The sequence below is a fragment of the Streptococcus sp. 27098_8_109 genome (genome assembly GCF_041432295.1).
Taxonomy (GTDB): domain Bacteria; phylum Bacillota; class Bacilli; order Lactobacillales; family Streptococcaceae; genus Streptococcus.
Window position 1 is genome coordinate 87698 of sequence record NZ_JAPVZJ010000004.1, and the last position, 17954, is coordinate 105651.

The 17954-nt window shown below is 35.1% G+C and carries 14 protein-coding genes and 3 tRNA genes; 5 read left to right on the forward strand and 12 right to left on the reverse strand.

Features of this window, described 5'->3' with window-relative positions; translation table 11 throughout:
- Nucleotides 1-22: 22 nt before the first annotated feature.
- Entirely contained in the window at nucleotides 23-1306 is a 1284-nt protein-coding gene (gene yfmH / locus O3664_RS02870) for an EF-P 5-aminopentanol modification-associated protein YfmH (RefSeq protein WP_371613615.1), read from the reverse strand.
- Nucleotides 1303-2553, reverse strand: a complete 1251-nt coding sequence (yfmF, locus tag O3664_RS02875) for an EF-P 5-aminopentanol modification-associated protein YfmF (RefSeq protein ID WP_371613616.1) — start codon at nucleotides 2551-2553, stop codon at nucleotides 1303-1305. Before yfmF ends, yfmH begins: the two co-directional genes overlap by 4 nt.
- A gap of 158 nt (nucleotides 2554-2711) precedes the next feature.
- Between yfmF and yaaA the strand changes: the two genes are divergently transcribed.
- Both yaaA and recF read left to right on the forward strand, forming a co-directional pair.
- Entirely contained in the window at nucleotides 2712-3080 is a 369-nt protein-coding gene (yaaA, locus tag O3664_RS02880) for a S4 domain-containing protein YaaA (RefSeq protein ID WP_004255298.1), read from the forward strand.
- 2 nt (nucleotides 3081-3082) lie between these two features.
- On the forward strand, nucleotides 3083-4180 hold the full coding sequence (recF, locus tag O3664_RS02885; protein WP_004255296.1) for a DNA replication/repair protein RecF: 1098 nt from the start codon (nucleotides 3083-3085) through the stop codon (nucleotides 4178-4180).
- 50 nt (nucleotides 4181-4230) lie between these two features.
- On the opposite strand, the gene guaB is transcribed toward recF, so the two are convergent.
- Together guaB and trpS are read right to left on the reverse strand one after the other, a co-directional pair.
- Nucleotides 4231-5709: an IMP dehydrogenase gene (guaB, locus tag O3664_RS02890; protein ID WP_000073418.1), complete on the reverse strand. Its 1479-nt coding sequence runs from the start codon at nucleotides 5707-5709 to the stop codon at nucleotides 4231-4233.
- Between the two features lie 151 nt (nucleotides 5710-5860).
- Nucleotides 5861-6886, reverse strand: a complete 1026-nt coding sequence (trpS, locus tag O3664_RS02895; RefSeq protein ID WP_371613617.1) for a tryptophan--tRNA ligase — start codon at nucleotides 6884-6886, stop codon at nucleotides 5861-5863.
- A 205-nt stretch (nucleotides 6887-7091) separates the two neighbouring features.
- On the opposite strand from trpS, the gene O3664_RS02900 reads away from it, so the two are divergent.
- Both O3664_RS02900 and O3664_RS02905 read left to right on the forward strand, forming a co-directional pair.
- Nucleotides 7092-8714: an ATP-binding cassette domain-containing protein gene (locus O3664_RS02900; RefSeq protein ID WP_000958774.1), complete on the forward strand. Its 1623-nt coding sequence runs from the start codon at nucleotides 7092-7094 to the stop codon at nucleotides 8712-8714.
- A 59-nt stretch (nucleotides 8715-8773) separates the two neighbouring features.
- Nucleotides 8774-11317: a YfhO family protein gene (locus O3664_RS02905; protein ID WP_261150254.1), complete on the forward strand. Its 2544-nt coding sequence runs from the start codon at nucleotides 8774-8776 to the stop codon at nucleotides 11315-11317.
- 30 nt (nucleotides 11318-11347) lie between these two features.
- Here O3664_RS02905 and O3664_RS02910 read toward each other — a convergent pair whose 3' ends face one another.
- The gene (locus O3664_RS02910) at nucleotides 11348-13990 is read right to left on the reverse strand and encodes a YhgE/Pip family protein (protein WP_371613618.1); all 2643 of its coding nucleotides are present in this window, start codon (nucleotides 13988-13990) and stop codon (nucleotides 11348-11350) included.
- 127 nt (nucleotides 13991-14117) lie between these two features.
- Here O3664_RS02910 and O3664_RS02915 point away from each other — a divergent pair, with 127 nt between their 5' ends.
- On the forward strand, nucleotides 14118-14660 hold the full coding sequence (locus tag O3664_RS02915) for a TetR/AcrR family transcriptional regulator (protein ID WP_049546912.1): 543 nt from the start codon (nucleotides 14118-14120) through the stop codon (nucleotides 14658-14660).
- A 40-nt stretch (nucleotides 14661-14700) separates the two neighbouring features.
- Here O3664_RS02915 and O3664_RS02920 read toward each other — a convergent pair.
- From O3664_RS02920 to rlmH, 7 genes are all read right to left on the reverse strand, one after another.
- Nucleotides 14701-14774: transfer RNA gene (locus O3664_RS02920), tRNA-Asn, on the reverse strand.
- A gap of 5 nt (nucleotides 14775-14779) precedes the next feature.
- Nucleotides 14780-14851, reverse strand: a tRNA-Glu gene (locus O3664_RS02925).
- A gap of 51 nt (nucleotides 14852-14902) precedes the next feature.
- A complete protein-coding gene (comE, locus tag O3664_RS02930; protein WP_049546431.1) occupies nucleotides 14903-15655 on the reverse strand; it encodes a competence system response regulator transcription factor ComE in 753 nt (250 codons plus the stop codon).
- Nucleotides 15652-16977 carry a competence system sensor histidine kinase ComD gene (gene comD, locus O3664_RS02935; protein ID WP_261012702.1) on the reverse strand — a complete coding sequence of 442 codons (1326 nt, stop codon included), beginning with the start codon at nucleotides 16975-16977 and terminating at the stop codon, nucleotides 15652-15654. Before comD ends, comE begins: the two co-directional genes overlap by 4 nt.
- Nucleotides 16978-16989: 12 nt before the next feature.
- Complete coding sequence (comC, locus tag O3664_RS02940; RefSeq protein ID WP_261150256.1) at nucleotides 16990-17112, reverse strand: competence-stimulating peptide ComC; 123 nt, start codon at nucleotides 17110-17112, stop codon at nucleotides 16990-16992.
- Between the two features lie 162 nt (nucleotides 17113-17274).
- A tRNA-Arg gene (locus tag O3664_RS02945) sits at nucleotides 17275-17348 on the reverse strand.
- Nucleotides 17349-17391: 43 nt separating this feature from the next.
- Nucleotides 17392-17871 carry a 23S rRNA (pseudouridine(1915)-N(3))-methyltransferase RlmH gene (gene rlmH / locus O3664_RS02950; RefSeq protein ID WP_049501875.1) on the reverse strand — a complete coding sequence of 160 codons (480 nt, stop codon included), beginning with the start codon at nucleotides 17869-17871 and terminating at the stop codon, nucleotides 17392-17394.
- Nucleotides 17872-17954: the final 83 nt, after the last annotated feature.

A 17954-nucleotide genomic window follows, 5' to 3' on the forward strand; every position in this document is an offset into this window, starting at 1 on the left:
TAGTGTCTATTATGATAGGTTGCTACGATGGAAATATTGTAAAATCAACTATATCACCATCATCTATTAAATGATGTCCAGCATCAAGGACATCCTCTAAAGTGATTTCCTGTAAAATTTTCGGCAAATCAAAAATTGTCTCACCTTGTCCAAAAGCATCATATTGCGTTGCAATAAATTCAAGAGAGTTCATGCTACTGAAAAATTCTCCAAACATCTCTCTTTTGATAGTATCTAAATGTTCCTCTGTAATATCTAAATCCTTTGTAAAATTACGAATGGCCTTCCTAAACTGATGAGATAAAGCAACCGGCTCTTTTGTATCCATTGTCAACATGACAAAATGAAAGCGACTTGTTACTTCAATTTCAAGAGATAAGGACGCGTCAATTTTGCCTGATTCATATAATTTTTGAAAACGATCCGAAGTCCAACCAAACATCATTGCAAACAATAATTTTAATAAAATATGATGTCGATAGCAATCCGCCTCAGCAACTTCTCGTTTACCTCTAACTCCAATCGCTAGTTTAGGAGAAGATACTTCCATTCTCATGCTATCTGTTTTCTTTACAGGCTGTAAAGAAAACTTTTCTCTTGCTACTTCCTGAACATCTAAATCTTCCAGTTCTTTTCTCTCAAAATAGTCCTGAACTAGCTCCACATCAAAATTGCCAACTAAAAACAGAGACATGTTTACAGGTTTGTAAAATCTTGTAAAATTTTCTTGCAAATTAGTTAGATTGATTCGGGAAATTGATTCCTCACTTCCAACTATATCAGTTGCTAAAGGTGTGCCAGGATACAAATTCGCTAAAGTTGAAAAGAACAAACACGAATCTGGATCATCTTGATACATTTCTCGTTCTTGCTGGATAATATCCTGCTCTCTTGAAATAGAATCTTCAGTAAAGTGTGCTGATGTTACCAATTCATCAAGTAAATCTAAATTCTCTAAAAGATAATCCGTCGATGAAAAAAGATAGCTTGTTTTTGTAAAGCTTGTAAAGGCATTACTATCTGCACCTAGACTCGTAAAAGCCGACATCAAATCGCTAGTATCTTCTCTTTCAAACAATTTATGTTCAAGAAAATGAGCAATTCCCGCAGGATATTCTTTTACTTCTCCGTCAACTTCTTTGACAAGCGTATCTACCGAACCAAACTGGACAGTTACACTCCCGTAAACCTCTTTAAATTCCTTTTTAGGCAAAAGAGCAACTGTCAATCCATTTGACAAACGAGTTCGATAAACCATTTCTTTTACAGCTGGATAGTATTTTTCTTCAAAAACAACCTTTGTCATTCTATTCCTTCCATAAAGTAAATCGCTTGTAGTTTCACATTATTAGCTGCTCTACAAATAGCATCTTTGTCAACTTGCTCGAGTTTTGCAATCCAACTTTTAAAGTCTGCTGAAGATTTTCCAAGTAAGGCATTTTGATAAGCCTGTTCAATCAATGAAGATTGATTATCTTGAGAAAGTAACAAAGACCGACGAATCATTTCCTTGGTCTGCTCTAACTCAAGCTCTGTAAAATATCCTTTTTTTAAATCAAGCAGTTGATTATTCATCATTTTACGAGCCTGGTTCCGATTTTCTCGATCGATACCAGCATACATCCTCAAGAATCCACTAAACAAATCGAGCTGACTTGAAATAGTATAAGCCAATCCAGCATTTTCACGGACATTTGTAAATAGTTTAGAGTGAGCAAATCCACCAAGTAAACCATTCATTACAATCATGGGTAAATGTTGCTCATCACCATATTCAGAAGGGCAATGATAACCTAATTCCAAAATGGATTGTCCCACATTTTTTCGAACCATACCTTCCTGAAGAATATTGGAATAAGGTTGACAATACTGAACCGTCACATCTCCTTTTCGACCTTTAAAGCCAAATGATTCTAATACATTTTGAATTTCAACCTCATTAAAATCACCTAGGAAAAAGAAATCTATTCGATCATTGGCCAAAAATTCTTGGAAACAAGAATAAGAACTTTGTGGAGTTTCAACTAAAATACGATTTCGTAAATCACTGTATTCCAATTGGAGACGTTCATCATGAAAAAATAATTTATCTAATTCTTTATGTGCAAAATAAAAAGAATCATCCATATAAGCTGCTAAACTTGCTAGCAATTGTTTTTTCTCAATTTCAAATAAGGCCGGATCAAACCCATTATCAACTACTACGGGGGAAAAAAGAGTTTCTTTTACTAGTTCCAAAACCTGAGAAGTTAGCACATTTTTCCTACTTAAAAACTCATCACGAACATAGGTAAATGTCAATTCTACAATATGACTTTGCCCTCTTCTGAAACAATTGGTTGACATATCTGTACCGTATAGACTGGCTAAATGTCTTCTCAAATCTTGAGAAGTGGGATACATCTGATTAGCAGTCTCTAGCATACTCGCACTCAACATGCGACCTGCAATCGTATCGAGGGATAATGGAGTGGTAAAACGCACGGCGATTTTGTTCGTTTTAAACTTTTTTGATTGGATAAAATGTGTTGAAATTCCATGCACTAACTCCATGATTTACCTCCTTATATACAGACTTCTATTATATCACGAAAAACTGAAATTTTCTTGTTCTCTGTAACACTTTTGAAATAAAAATCGCTTACATTTCTCCCTGTTTCTCTCACTATTTTTAGGAAAATATGGTATAATACCAAAGATTGAGGTGAATTATGGAATACAAATTATTTGAAGAATTTATTACCCTCCAAGCACTACTCAAAGAACTTGGAATTACACATAGCGGAGGAGCTATCAAATCCTTTCTCTCTGAACATTCTGTTTACTTTAATGGGGAATTAGAGAGTCGTCGCGGTAAAAAACTTCGTATTGGCGATAAAATTGACATCCCTGACATGAATATTGACATCTTATTGACACAACCTACTTCTGAGGAGCAAGATGAATACCAAGCTGATAAAGTTGAAAAAGAACGAATCGCTAAACTTGTTAAGGAGATGAATAAGGGAGTAAAAAAAGATAAATCAAAACCTACTTCATCGCCCAAAAGCAAACAAGCTCCACGATTCCCTGGTAGATAATCATGTGGTTACAACACCTATCTCTCAAAACTTTTCGTAACTATAAAGAGACGAAAATAGACTTTAATCCTAAATTAAATGTCTTTTTAGGACGCAATGCACAAGGAAAAACAAATATGTTAGAGGCTATCTATTTTTTAGCCTTAACACGTAGTCATCGAACTCGAACAGATAAAAATCTCATTCATTTTGATGAAGAACAACTCCATCTTTCAGGTCTTGTTCAGAAAAAAACGGGATCCATTCCTCTCGAAATTGAACTAACACAAAAAGGACGTGTGACAAAAGTTAATCACTTAAAACAGGCACGACTTTCAGATTATGTAGGACACATGAATGTTGTCTTATTTGCTCCCGAAGATTTACAACTAATTAAAGGAGCACCTTCGGTTCGACGAAAATTTATTGATATGGAGCTTGGGCAAATTAAGCCAATCTATTTATCAGATTTAACCAATTATAACCATATTCTTAAGCAAAGAAATACCTATCTAAAATCAGCTCAAATAATAGATGAAACCTTTCTTTCAGTACTAGATGACCAGCTAGTCGATTATGGATGTCGTGTAATGAATCACCGCTTAGATTTCATAAAAAAACTAGAGCATTTTGGGCGTAAGAAACATTTTGAACTTTCTAATCAGATTGAAGATCTGTCAATATCCTATCAATCTTCTGTCAAGATAACTGACAAAGAAGACTTGTCAGAAGCATTCAAAATTGCTTTAGAAAAAAGTAGGTCCAGAGATTTATTTAAAAAGAATACTGGTGTTGGTCCTCATCGAGATGATATTTCTTTTTATATAAATGGGATGGATGCTAGTTTTGGAAGTCAAGGTCAACATCGTAGTCTCGTCCTATCGATAAAATTAGCAGAAATAGAATTAATGGAAAGCATTACTACAGAATCTCCAATATTACTGCTTGACGATGTTATGAGTGAGCTTGACAACACTAGACAACTAAAATTATTAGAAACGATTTCTCATTCAATCCAAACCTTTATTACAACAACAAGCTTAGATCATCTTCAAAATCTACCAGAAAATCTAAGTATTTTCACTATCCAGGATGGTAAAGTTGCTGTAAATAAAACTTGACAACATTGTAAAAGAACTCCTGTTTTCACGGGAGTTCTTTTCATTGTTTTTTACATAGAATAATTTGGTGCCTCATTAGTAATTTGTACATCATGAGGATGGCTTTCTTTCAAACCAGCACCAGACATTTCAATAAATTGAGCATTATCGTGTAGTTCTTTAAGGTTAGCTGCACCACAGTAACCCATACCAGAGCGAATACCACCAATCATTTGGAAGACAATATCAGCTGCCGCTCCTTTATAAGCAACACGACCTTCAATTCCTTCTGGAACGAGTTTGTTTGCTTCATTGACAGAACCTTGGAAGTAACGATCGCTTGAACCTTTCTTCATAGCAGCGATTGATCCCATACCACGGTAAGTCTTGAATTTACGTCCTTGGAAGATTTCAGTTTCACCTGGAGCTTCATCAGTTCCAGCAAACATTGAACCAAGCATAACAGCATTTCCACCTGCAGCAAGTGCTTTTACAATATCTCCAGAATACTTGATTCCACCGTCAGCAATGATCGTTTTACCATATTCACGCGCAACAGCTGCAGCATCGTAGATAGCTGTTACTTGCGGAACACCTACACCAGCAATCACACGAGTAGTACAGATAGAACCTGGGCCAATACCAACCTTGACAACGTCTACGCCTGCTTCATAAAGGGCACGTGCCCCTTCAGCAGTAGCAATATTTCCAGCAATCAAAGTACGGTCTGGGAAATGAGCACGAATCTCAGCAATTTTACGCAAGACACCTGCAGAATGACCATGTGCAGTATCAATAACAATCGCATCCGCTCCTGCCTCAAAAAGAGCCTCTGCACGTTCAAATGTATCTGAAGTAACACCTACTGCACCTGCAACCAGAAGACGACCAAACTCGTCTTTAGCGGCATTTGGAAACTCAATAACTTTTTCAATATCTTTGATAGTAATCAAGCCAGAAAGACGGCCTTCTTCATCTACCAATGGAAGTTTTTCAATACGGTGTTCTTGAAGAATGCTCTCAGCTGTTGCAAGATCTGTACCCACAGGAGCAGTAACAAGATTTTCACTAGTCATATGGTTTGAGATTGGTTGGTTATAATCTGAAATAAAACGAAGATCTCGGTTTGTCAAAATACCAACTAATTTACGATTTTCAAGTGTTTCAACAACTGGAACACCACTGATACGGTAACGTCCCATAAGCTCATCAGCTTCAGCAATTGTATGTTCAGGTGTCAAGAAGAACGGATCAATAATAACTCCATTTTCAGAACGTTTTACCTTGCGAACCTCGTCTGCTTGTTGAGCAATTGACATGTTTTTATGGATAACTCCGAGACCACCTGCACGAGCAATAGCAATGGCCATTTGACTCTCTGTCACTGTGTCCATAGCAGCAGTAATAATTGGGATATTTAAAGTCAAATTATCTGCCAATTTAGTTGTTAAATCAGCATCATTAGGTAATACATGACTTTCAGCTGGAATAAGCAATACATCATCGAAGGTAAAACCTTTTTTCAAAAATTTAGTGTCCCAATTAGACATTCGAAGTTTCCTCTTTTCTTTCTTTTTGAGCTTGACTCTTTTTATATTGTATCTATCATACCATTCTATAAAAATTTGTCAAATGTTACAGGGGTAAATAAAAAACTATCTTTTCTTTGAGATAGAAATGATAGTTTCTTGTAAAATAAACTTAGTTAAAGTAATGAAGTCCCATTGCCCCTTTTACCTCAGATAGAGTTTGACCTGCAACTTCACGCGCTCTTTCACTACCTTTTTGAAGCATATTATACACTTCTCCCATATCCTTAGCAAATTCGATACGACGCTCACGAATAGGACCAAGTTCACGCTCTAATATTTCAAGTAGATAACGCTTGGTCTTCACATCACCAAGACCACCTCGTTGATAATGTTCTTTCATATCAGCAATTTCTTGAGCATCTTCTGGACGACCAAAAACATCTAGATAATGGAAAACCATATTTCCCTCAATCTTACCTGGATCTTCCACTCGAATATGATCTGGATCTGTATACATACTCATTACTTTTTTACGCAAAGTATCCGCATCATCAGCTAAATAAATACCGTTATTGAGTGATTTAGACATTTTAGCATTTCCATCTAAACCAGGCAAACGCCCTGCTCCCTCATTTTCTGGATAAATACCTTCCGGTTCCACCAAGACATCACAGTTATATGCATTGTTAAAAGAACGAACAATTTCACGAGTTTGCTCAATCATTGGTTTCTGATCTGTCCCAACAGGAACATAATTAGCCTTGAAAGCTGTGATGTCAGCTGCTTGAGCGATTGGATAGACCAAGAATCCTGTCGGAATACTTTCTCCAAATCCTTTCTGAGAAATCTCTGTTTTTACTGTCGGATTTCGTTCCAAACGAGCTAATGAAACTAGATTCATATAATACATAGACAGTTCAGCCAACTCTGGAATCTGACTTTGAATAAAGATTGTTGATTTACTTGGATCTAATCCAACTGCAAGATAATCCAACGCAACATTTCCGATAGACTCTACAATTGTTTGAGGGTCTTTAGCATGATCTGTCAAAGCTTGTTGGTCAGCCAAGAACACAAACATATCATACTTATCCTCTTCCTGTAATAAAACTCGATTTTTGAGACTTCCAACATAATGTCCAATATGCAATTTTCCTGTTGGACGGTCTCCTGTTAAAATAATGGGTTTAGTCATTTTATTCTCCTTCGATATGGTCCCTTCAATTATAGCATTTTTTTAATGAAATAACCGTAATTTATCAAAATAAATCAGCCTTGCTATCTACGGATTTGTGTAAAGGATACTGTAAATCTTATTTACACAAAATTGACAAATAAAAATTTGAATATTTCTGTATTTTCTAGTAGAATAAATATATTACACATATAGGAGAAAAACATTGCTTACAGTATCTGATGTTTCACTACGTTTTAGTGATCGCAAACTTTTTGATGATGTCAATATCAAATTTACAGAAGGAAATACTTATGGATTAATCGGTGCTAACGGTGCTGGGAAGTCTACATTCTTAAAAATTTTAGCCGGAGATATCGAACCTACTACTGGTCACATCTCTCTTGGTCCAGATGAACGTCTCTCTGTTCTTCGTCAAAATCACTTTGACTATGAAGATGAACGTGCCATTGATGTCGTTATCATGGGAAATGAAAAACTTTATAGCATTATGAAAGAGAAAGATGCTATCTACATGAAGGAAGATTTCTCAGATGAGGATGGAGTACGTGCTGCCGAACTCGAGGGAGAATTTGCCGAGCTTGGGGGCTGGGAAGCAGAAAGTGAAGCCTCTCAGCTACTTCAAAACCTAAACATTCCAGAAGAATTGCACTATCAAAACATGAGCGAATTGGCCAACGGTGAAAAAGTAAAAGTTCTCCTTGCCAAAGCACTTTTTGGTAAACCAGATGTTCTTCTCTTGGACGAGCCTACCAACGGTTTGGATATCCAATCGATTACTTGGTTAGAAGACTTCTTGATTGACTTTGATAACACCGTTATCGTAGTATCCCACGACCGTCACTTCTTAAACAAAGTATGTACTCACATGGCCGACCTTGACTTTGGAAAAATCAAACTATATGTCGGAAACTATGACTTCTGGAAGGAATCTTCTGAGCTCGCTGCTAAATTGCTAGCAGACCGTAATGCTAAAGCAGAAGAAAAAATTAAACAATTGCAAGAATTCGTTGCCCGTTTCTCTGCCAATGCTTCTAAATCAAGACAAGCAACATCACGTAAGAAAATGCTTGATAAAATTGAACTTGAAGAGATTGTGCCATCTAGTCGTAAATATCCATTTATCAACTTTAAAGCGGAACGTGAAATCGGTAATGATCTCTTGACAGTAGAAAATCTAACTGTAAAGATTGATGGCGAAACTATCTTAGATAATATTAGTTTCATCTTGCGTCCAGGTGATAAGACAGCGCTTATTGGACAAAATGACATCCAAACGACTGCATTAATTCGTGCCATCATGGGGGACATTGACTATGAAGGAACTGTCAAGTGGGGAGTAACTACTAGCCGTTCATACTTGCCAAAAGATAACTCAGCTGATTTTGCAGGAGGAGAGTCAATCCTTGACTGGTTGCGTCAATTCGCAAGTAAAGAAGAAGATGACAATACTTTCCTACGTGGCTTCCTCGGCCGTATGCTCTTCTCTGGGGATGAGGTTAACAAACCTGTAAACGTCTTGTCAGGGGGAGAAAAAGTTCGTGTCATGCTTTCAAAACTTATGCTCTTAAAATCAAATGTCCTTGTACTTGATGATCCAACCAATCACTTGGACTTGGAATCTATCTCAAGCTTGAATGATGGATTGAAAAACTTTAAAGAATCAATCATCTTTGCCAGCCATGACCACGAGTTTATTCAAACTCTAGCCAACCATATCATTGTTTTGTCTAAAAATGGCGTCATTGACCGTATCGATGAAACCTATGATGAATTCCTAGAGAATGCAGAAGTACAAGCAAAAGTTAAAGAACTTTGGAAAGACTAAAAAAATTCAAAACTCAGTTGGGTTAACCAGCTGAGTTTTCTAACATTTTATGAGGTAACATGAAATTATTTTTTAAAACATATTGGACCTATTTTGTTTCTTTCATCATTCCCATAATCATTATGATAGGAGTATATCTATCTCAAGGTATCTACTGGAATAGCGATACATCTCCACTATTAGGAGATGGGTTTCATCAATACGTTATTTTTGATATAGCTCTAAGAAATATCCTACACGGAAATGGTAGTTTGTTCTACACCTTTACAAGTGGCCTCGGATTGAATTTCTATGCCCTATCTAGTTATTACTTGGGTAGTTTCCTTTCACCACTAGTTTACTTTTTTGATATAACTAATATGCCAGATGCTGTCTATCTGACAACTCTCTTAAAATTTGGATTGATTGGACTGTCAACTTACTTTAGTTTAAATAAACTATTTCAATCGATTCCTAAGCCTTTAAAACTAGCTTTATCTACTTCCTATGCTCTGATGAGTTTCACTGTCAGTCAATTAGAGATAAAAACCTGGCTAGATGTTTTTATCTTGATTCCTTTAATTATAACTGGTTTACAGCTACTCATCACTGAAAAGAAATTCCTATTGTACTTTACAAGTCTGTCAATCTTATTTATCCAAAACTATTATTTTGGCTATATGACAGCATTGTTTCTTATTTTCTGGTATCTCTGTCAAATTTCTTGGGACTTTAAAACCCGAAAATCATCTTTTCTTGATTTCATAATCACCTCCGTTTTAGCTGGTATGGCTAGTTTGATTCTGACTCTTCCTACTCTGTTTGATTTACAGACACATGGGGAAAAATTGACTGAAGTTACAAAGTTTCAAACTGAAAGTAGCTGGTATCTTGATCTTTTTGCTAAGCAATTCATCGGTTCCTTTGATACAACAAAGTATGGGGCCATCCCAATGATTTTTGTTGGACTACTTCCCTTTATTTTGACCATTTTATTTTTTACGCTGAAATCTATTAAGTTTCACGTGAAACTTATCTATGCAATCTTCTTTACATTTCTAATTGCAAGCTTTTATATTGAAGTTCTTGATTTATTTTGGCAAGGCATGCATACTCCCAACATGTTTTTACATCGCTATGCTTGGATTTTCTCTACCTTGTTAATTTACACAGCAGCGGAAGTCTTAAATCGTCTGAAAGAAATTAAAATCTGGAATTTTTTAGTTTCGCTTTTTCTTATAGTAACAGGATTTTTAGCTACCATCTATCTAAAATCGCATTATTCTTTTTTAACAGATTTGAATATTCTGCTTACTCTTGAATTTTTGGTTGTCTATTCGCTTTTACTCCTTGCAGTTATCAAAAAGTTTATCTCTGTAAATCTATTTGCCATTCTAATCTCTTTATTTATAATGGTTGAAATGAGTTTAAATGCTTCATCTCAAATGGACGGAATTGCTAAAGAATGGAGTTTTGCTTCTCGAAGTTCATATAATCGAGATATCCCAGCTATGGAATCTTTCTCAACAGATATTGGAAATCAATTTACTCGTACTGAAAAACTACAAACTCAGACAGGAAATGACAGTATGAAATTCAACTACAATGGAATCTCTCAATTTTCATCTGTTCGAAATCGTTCAGCAAGCTCTACTTTGGATAAACTTGGGTTTAAATCCTCTGGGACTAATCTCAATCTCCGCTATGCAAATAATAGTATTTTGGCTGATAGTTTATTTGGTATCCAGTACAATATCTCAGACAGTCCTATTGATAAGTATGGTTTTAAAGATATCTATCAAAAAGATAATCTTACCCTATATGAAAATCAATACTCTCTTCCGATTGCATTTGCTAGTCAATCTGTTTACAATGATGTCAATTTCAATGAACATACCTTGGATAATCAGGCCTCATTTTTAAATCAACTTGCTAACGTCAATTTTGATTATTTTTCTCCAATACCCTATGAAAAAACTGAAAATACTGATAATTTGATCAGTGTTACAAGTTCTTCAAATGAGGATGCAGCAACCCAGTATCAAATTGAAGTGCCAGAAAACAGCCAAGTTTATCTTTCTTTCACAAACCTTCACTTTTCTAATGATAAACAAAAGAAGGTTGACATTCTTGTCAATGGGGAGAAGAAAACTTTTACAACTGATAATGCCTTCTCCTTCTTTAATCTAGGATATACAAAAGAGAAAAAAACTTTCAATATTCATGTTAGTTTCCCTGAAAATTCACAAGTATCATTTGAATCTCCTACCTTCTACCGTTTAGATACCCAAACTTTAACTGAGGCAATTCAAAAAATTAAAGAACAACCAGTAACGGTATCGACTTCTAAAAATAAGGTTTTTGCTACATATGATGTCCAACAAGATACGTCTATTTTCTTCACCATTCCTTATGACAAAGGTTGGTCTGCCTACCAAGATGGTAAGAAAATAGAAATTAAACAAGCTCAAACTGGCTTTATGAAAGTTGACGTTCCTAAGGGGAAAGGAACTATTACACTTTCCTTTATTCCTAATGGGTTTATTACTGGAGCAATCTGTTCCTTTACTTCTCTCTTACTATTTGGAATCTATAATCACAGACGAAAGTCATCTAAGGCATAAAAAAATCGACCAGTTAATCGGTCGATTTTTTTAATCTCCTTCCATTTTCTTAGGTTGATAGGCTAGCATACCTAAACCAATAAATAGTACTAATATCACAGCAAGGAAAATAACTTGGTGATGAATATTTCCTGTCATAGAGATTGTTTGTCGTAATCCCGAAACTGAATAACTCATTGGTAACCAGGGATTAATAGCTCTAAAGAAATCATTTGTCAAAGCAAGCGGGTAAGTACCTGCACTTGATGCTAACTGTAATAAAAGCAAAATAAGAGAAAAGAAAGCTCCTATACGGCTATTCCATGTTGTTAAAGCAGTCACCATAGACATGAATGCTAAACTTGTTAGGATAATGAGAGTAAATGTTCTCATTTCATGATTTGCAGTTAGACCAATAAGATGAACTCCTCCATATACCAAAATTCCTGCTAAAACAGCTATAATACCATTTATTTCAGCTCGAGATTTCAACCAAGCCCAACGGCTCTCTGGATGACGCCCTGAAGGCAACTTAGCAAAGATCATATTCGTTGATATTGCTACAACAAAAAGAGCAACTGATATCATATAAGGAGCCATTGCGATTCCATTTACAGGAACTTGATCATTGTCTGTTTTGGAAAGATTGAGAGGATTTGACAAAATCTCTGCATTTTGAGATTCCGTAGATGCTGATTTGAGTTGATCACTAGCATTACCTAATCCTTGTCCTAAAGAAGCAACTCCTGTCTGTAAACCTTCCAATCCAGAAGTTAACTTTGTTCCACCTTCTGCTAGTTTCTCAGCTCCATCTGCCAATTTATTAGCTCCATTCTCTAATTGAGAAGCACCTGAAAGTAACTGACTGGATTTGTCTGCTAATTGACCAGATCCTGATTGTAATTTATCAACTCCTGCCATTAATTCTTGACTCTTTTGATTCAATTGATTGGACCCAGTTGATAATTTTTCAATACCAGATACTAATTCTGGAGTTTTTTCAACTAATTGACCAACTCCTGCTGTCAAGCTAGAAGATTTTTGTGTCAAGGTAGTTGAGCCTGAAACTAGTTGATCCAAACTACCTGTCAAGGTGGAATTCTTTTCACTTAGTTGACTTGCGCCCTGAGAAACTTTATCAACACCTGCAGTATATGCATTTACACCTGATGCAATCGACTGACTGGCAGGAACTAGTTTACTCGTCACTGCTCCCTGTATTTCTGTTAATCCACTTGATAATCCTGTCAAAGAAGTAGAAGCAAGCGGTAATACTTGATTAGCTTGATTTTTTAATGTCGAAAGATTTGAAGATTGATTTTGTAAGTTTTCTAAACTTCCCTGTAAACCTTGTACTAAAGCTATAATTGACTGAACCAATTGAATACTATCAGTCGAATTTTGAGATACAGAAGCACTTATCTCAGCTTGTTGCTCACTTGTCAATGATTTATAAGCTGCTGTTGATTGAATATTTGCTAATGAAGTTGCTTTTTCAGACTGAGCACTTGCTAACATTTGATTAGAAAGAGAAACTATACTTGATAAAACAGAAGACAATTGTTTTGTATCTCCAACATCAATATTTTGAATGGCTTGATTTAACTGATTTAGAACAGAAGATAATTGATTAATTTGATCTTTTTGCTCAGACGAAGTATCTAACTTGCTAGAAAGTTGTTGAATCCCTTCACTTAATTGCTCCACACCCATTCGAAGTGTAGCTGATTGATTAGATAACTGATTCGCACCTGTTGCAAGATTTCCCACTCCATTTGTATAGGCACTAACACCAGATGAAAATTGATTAAGACCAGTATTGAGTTGTGAAACACCATCAGTATAGGCCTCTACACCAGTATATAACTGATTGATTCCCCCTACTAATTCAGGACTTTTAGAAGCTAATTGACCTAACCCACTATCTAATTGACTCACTGCACCAGTATATGTAACTAAACCACTATTAAAATTCCCTAAGCCAAGATGAAGTTGTTCAACACCAGAGACATAAGAGGATAATCCTTTAGTAAACTGCTCCGTTCCATTTGAAAATGTTAAACTTGAATCTGCTAAAGAGTGTAGGTTAGTAGTCAATGTTTGACTACCTGCCACTAACTGATCCGCTCCATCAGTTAGTTTTTCACTTCCAGAAGCTGCTTGACTCATACCATCCTTTAATTCGACCATCTTATCAAATAAAGCTTTAGTATAGGTCTCGGTTACATTGGTAGAAACATTCTGCTTCAATTGTGTCATCGCAGAATCGCTCATCTTGCTGGCAATAAAACTATGACCACTTGAAGTCTGATAATCGATTTGCATTTGCTCTGGATGATCCGTTAAAATCGAAGCTGCTTTTTCAGATAAATCACTTGGTAAAGTCACTACCATATAGTAATCGCCATCTTCCAATCCCTTCTTTCCTTCCTCTTCATCCACGAAATGAAAATCTAAGGTTTTATTTTCTTTTAAATTTGACACCATGTCTTTTCCTATAGCCATGGTATTACCGTTATATGAAGCTTCTTTATCATGATTGACAACTGCCACAGGTAAGTCAGACAATTGCCCATATGGATCCCACATTGATGACAAAAATATGATATTGTATAGAGCTGGAATAAGAGAAATCCCTATCATGACAATAATAAAGGTTGGTTTTTTAAAAATTGCTTTCCATTCTTTAAACATAGCTTCTCCTTTTTTAAACATATTGTCTAAAATTTTGATATAATAGATTATACATTAAAAAATCTAAATTACAAGATAAAAAATCAATTTTTAGACAGATAGTCTAATTTGTTTATAAGGAGGAAATATGCAAGAAAGTAACAAACGCTTAAAAACAAAGCGAACTATTGAAAATGCTATGGTTCAATTACTAATGGAACAACCATTTGATCAAATTTCTACTGTCAAGTTAGCAGAAAAAGCCGGAATTAGTCGTTCCAGCTTCTATACTCACTATAAGGATAAGTATGATATGATTGAGCATTATCAAAGCAAGCTATTTCATACATTTGAATATATTTTTCAAAAACATGCTCAGCGCAAAAGAGACGCTATTCTAGAAGTCTTTGAATATCTAGAATCAGAACCACTTCTGGCTGCTCTTCTTTCTGAAAATGGGACGAAAGAAATCCAAAATTTCTTACGAAATAAACTTCATATCATGCTCAGTACAGATTTACAAAAGCGATTTATGCAACTGAATCTAAATACCACTGAATTAGAATATAGTAGCATCTATTTAACTCATGCACTTTTTGGTGTCTGTCAAACTTGGATTGCACACGGAAAAAAAGAAAGTCCTCAAGAAATAACAGACTTCCTTATGAAGATGCTTGGTGATACAAATTGATACAAAAAGAGGAACACAGTTGTGTTCCCTTTTATCTATACTCCGCCAGTAGGACTCGAACCTACGACATCATGATTAACAGTCATGCGCTACTACCAACTGAGCTATGGCGGATAAAATAGTCCGTACGGGATTCGAACCCGTGTTACCGCCGTGAAAAGGCGGTGTCTTAACCCCTTGACCAACGGACCTTCTATCTGTAGCAGATATAACCATTATATCAATTTCTTACTAATTGTCAATCACTTTTTAGATTTTTTCTCTAGAATATCTTTCAATTTTCTAATTTTTAACCTTGAAATAGGACAACGATGGTCTTCATAGAAAACAACTTCTAGATTCTTTCGGTCAATTTCTCTGATATTGCCTATATTTACCAAAAATGACTTATGAGGAGAATAAAATCGTTGGGTATGTTTATCCTTTTCCTGAATATCTGTCATTGTTCCATAGAACTCTTTGGCAAAATTCTTACCAATAATGCGCAATTTATGAGAGACACCTGTCGTTTCAATATACAAAATATCATGGTAAGGAATTTTTAAATCATTGCCCTTATAATTGTAGTCAAAATAATCTACAACATCTTCATTTTCAAGTAACATACTCTTCGTGTAGAAGATATTTTGCTCAATTCGCTTCTTAAACATCTCATCGTTGATATCCTTATCAACAAAATCTAGGGCTGATACCTGGTATTTATATGTCAGAGTCGCAAACTCTGATCGACTGGTGATAAAGACGATAATAGCGTAAGGATTGTAATGACGAATGAGTTGAGCCACTTCAAATCCCTTTTTCTCAATCCCATGAATATCAATATCTAGGAAATAAAGTTGATTTACTTCATCATTTTCAATATATTCCTTGAACTCACGAACTTTTCCCGTTGTCTTGTATGATATTGGAATATTCGATTCTTTCGAAATTTCATCCAATATTCTCTCTAGTCTCACTTGATGTTCAATAACATCTTCTAAAATTAAAACTTTCATTCAAATTCCCTCTTAAATCTAATAATTTGTCTAAATGTACTGCCTTCCATCTCTGTTTCTAAAATAATATTGTTGTACTTATCTAGTAGTTCTTTCACATTATTTAATCCTACTCCGCGATTTCTTCCCTTAGTTGAGAATCCTAAAGCAAATAGATCTCCTGAAGGAGTCATCGTCATTTTGCATGAATTCTGAATCACAATCACTGTTTCAGTTTCCATCTTAATAACTGCTACTTCCATCTGCTTTTTATAGCTATCAGCTGAACCTTCAACAGCATTGTTCAATAAAACGCTCATGATACGAACCAAATCCAATAGTTCAATTGGGAGCTTGGTAATCGTATCTTTTACTTCCAGTGTAAACTCTACACCATTATTTCGAGCATAGACAATGGACTGAGCAACCAAACTTCGTAAAGCTGAATCTTCTATGTTGTTCAAATCAAAGTAAGTATACTTATCTGAACGCAGTTTATGATTGGCTTTGACCAAAACTTCATTGTAAACTCTGTCAATTTCCTGTAAATCACCACTGTCAATTGCCATCTGCATGCTGACAAGCATTCCAGCATAGTCATGTCGAAAACCACGGATTTCATTATACAGACCGACAATTTCATCTGTGTAATTCTGTAAATGTTTCTGTTCAAATTTCTTCTGCTTTAAAGCAATCTCTTTTTCCATTTGTTCTTTATGCGAATTCATTGCAAAGAAGGTCAAAAGGAGAGAAATAAAGACAATAGATGATAAAATACTTCCAAAACTATTCAAATGTTTAATCGTACTTACCATATCTGAAACGAAAGATACAATATGGAGCAGTAGTAAGGCAAAAAATACTTTTTTCAAGAAAGGATAGAGATAGTCCTTATCAAAATAGTTTAGTTCTAAATGGAAATAACGAATGATTGTTACGATAACGACATAAGTCAACACCGTTACAACTAAAAAGAATAGGTCATAATATTGTAAAACAAAATTGTCTCCTGTTATAGAGGAAAAAGTTACAGACAGAAAGGTATGAGTGCTCTCATATAAAAGAGATAGTAGTAAACTTAGGAATAGTCCTCTATCCCTCTCATACTGTTTAATCCATTTAAAATAGGAATATAGCATCAAAGGAAATAAAAATGTTACAATCCCTAATTCATCTAAATGTAGAAGATAAAAGGGAAGGCTAAGTACTATTTCTACTAGTAATGTATAAGCACCAAAAACGTATAGTTCCTTTGTTTTTATTTTACCTTTGCAAATTAAACTGTAACTGTGACTAATAATAAAAAAATATAATATAAAATCTACTACTAAGAAAAAATTCATTCTGACACTCCCTTATCTTCTTTTAAGAAAATTAATGAACATTTTATCTATTCTCCTCATCTCCCCACCTTGAATTTTTTGCAAGTCTTTTTCCTTCAAGGCTTCAAACTGTTCCAATTTAACTGTGTTTTTCATAATAAAATCTCCTAAAATGTTTTTTTGTAAGCTAACTTACAAAAACTATTATACAAAATGGAATTTCGTTTTATATAAAATTCTCTCAACTGTCAATTTTTTCTCCCCAAGTGTACTTTTTTAAGAAAAAAGCTGGGAAAATTCCCAGCTTTGCTACTATATTGATCCCAGCAGGATTCGAACCTGCGACCGTTCGCTTAGAAGGCGAATGCTCTATCCAGCTGAGCTATGAGACCTAACATGTCTATTCTACCAAAAATTCAATTGAAAGTCAATTTTCTATTTATGATAGGGCGAGCCCTGCTGTATTGTAAAAGCGCGATAGATTTGTTCAACAAGGACTAGTCTCATTAACTGATGGGGCAAGGTTAAACGACCAAAACTAACAGAGAGATTGGCTCTCTTTTTTACATCCTGTGCTAATCCCAGACTCCCTCCAATAATAAAAGTAAGAGTAGAAAATCCTTTTATAGAAGCTTCTTCTAAATGCTTACTAAATTCTTCTGAGGAGAAAGTTTTCCCTTCAATGGCTAACACAATAACAAAATCACGGTCACCAACTTTTGATAAAATTCTCTGACCTTCTATTTCTAAAATCTTTTGATTTTCTGATTCACTGGCCCTATCTGGTGTTTTTTCATCTGCTAGCTCTATCATTTCAAGCTTAGCAAATCGAGAAATTCGTTTTGAATACTCTGCTATGCCATCTTTTAAATATTTTTCTTTCAGTTTCCCAACTGTTACAACTTTAATTTTCATGATTCTATTCTAACATATTCTCTATTTTTTCACATCTTATTCACAAAATAAAAGGTTAATTTTAGCCGAGAAAACCACAGATT

What these genes read in the sequence shown, in the direction of transcription:
- yfmH (WP_371613615.1), bottom strand. Translation starts at nt 1,306, where the DNA reads ATGACAAAGGTTGTTTTTGAAGAAAAATACTATCCAGCTGTAAAAGAA.
- yfmF (WP_371613616.1), bottom strand. Translation starts at nt 2,553, where the DNA reads ATGGAGTTAGTGCATGGAATTTCAACACATTTTATCCAATCAAAAAAG.
- yaaA (WP_004255298.1), top strand. Translation starts at nt 2,712, where the DNA reads ATGGAATACAAATTATTTGAAGAATTTATTACCCTCCAAGCACTACTC.
- recF (WP_004255296.1), top strand. Translation starts at nt 3,083, where the DNA reads ATGTGGTTACAACACCTATCTCTCAAAACTTTTCGTAACTATAAAGAG.
- guaB (WP_000073418.1), bottom strand. Translation starts at nt 5,709, where the DNA reads ATGTCTAATTGGGACACTAAATTTTTGAAAAAAGGTTTTACCTTCGAT.
- trpS (WP_371613617.1), bottom strand. Translation starts at nt 6,886, where the DNA reads ATGACTAAACCCATTATTTTAACAGGAGACCGTCCAACAGGAAAATTG.
- O3664_RS02905 (WP_261150254.1), top strand. Translation starts at nt 8,774, where the DNA reads ATGAAATTATTTTTTAAAACATATTGGACCTATTTTGTTTCTTTCATC.
- O3664_RS02910 (WP_371613618.1), bottom strand. Translation starts at nt 13,990, where the DNA reads ATGTTTAAAGAATGGAAAGCAATTTTTAAAAAACCAACCTTTATTATT.
- O3664_RS02915 (WP_049546912.1), top strand. Translation starts at nt 14,118, where the DNA reads ATGCAAGAAAGTAACAAACGCTTAAAAACAAAGCGAACTATTGAAAAT.
- comE (WP_049546431.1), bottom strand. Translation starts at nt 15,655, where the DNA reads ATGAAAGTTTTAATTTTAGAAGATGTTATTGAACATCAAGTGAGACTA.
- comD (WP_261012702.1), bottom strand. Translation starts at nt 16,977, where the DNA reads ATGAATTTTTTCTTAGTAGTAGATTTTATATTATATTTTTTTATTATT.
- comC (WP_261150256.1), bottom strand. Translation starts at nt 17,112, where the DNA reads ATGAAAAACACAGTTAAATTGGAACAGTTTGAAGCCTTGAAGGAAAAA.
- rlmH (WP_049501875.1), bottom strand. Translation starts at nt 17,871, where the DNA reads ATGAAAATTAAAGTTGTAACAGTTGGGAAACTGAAAGAAAAATATTTA.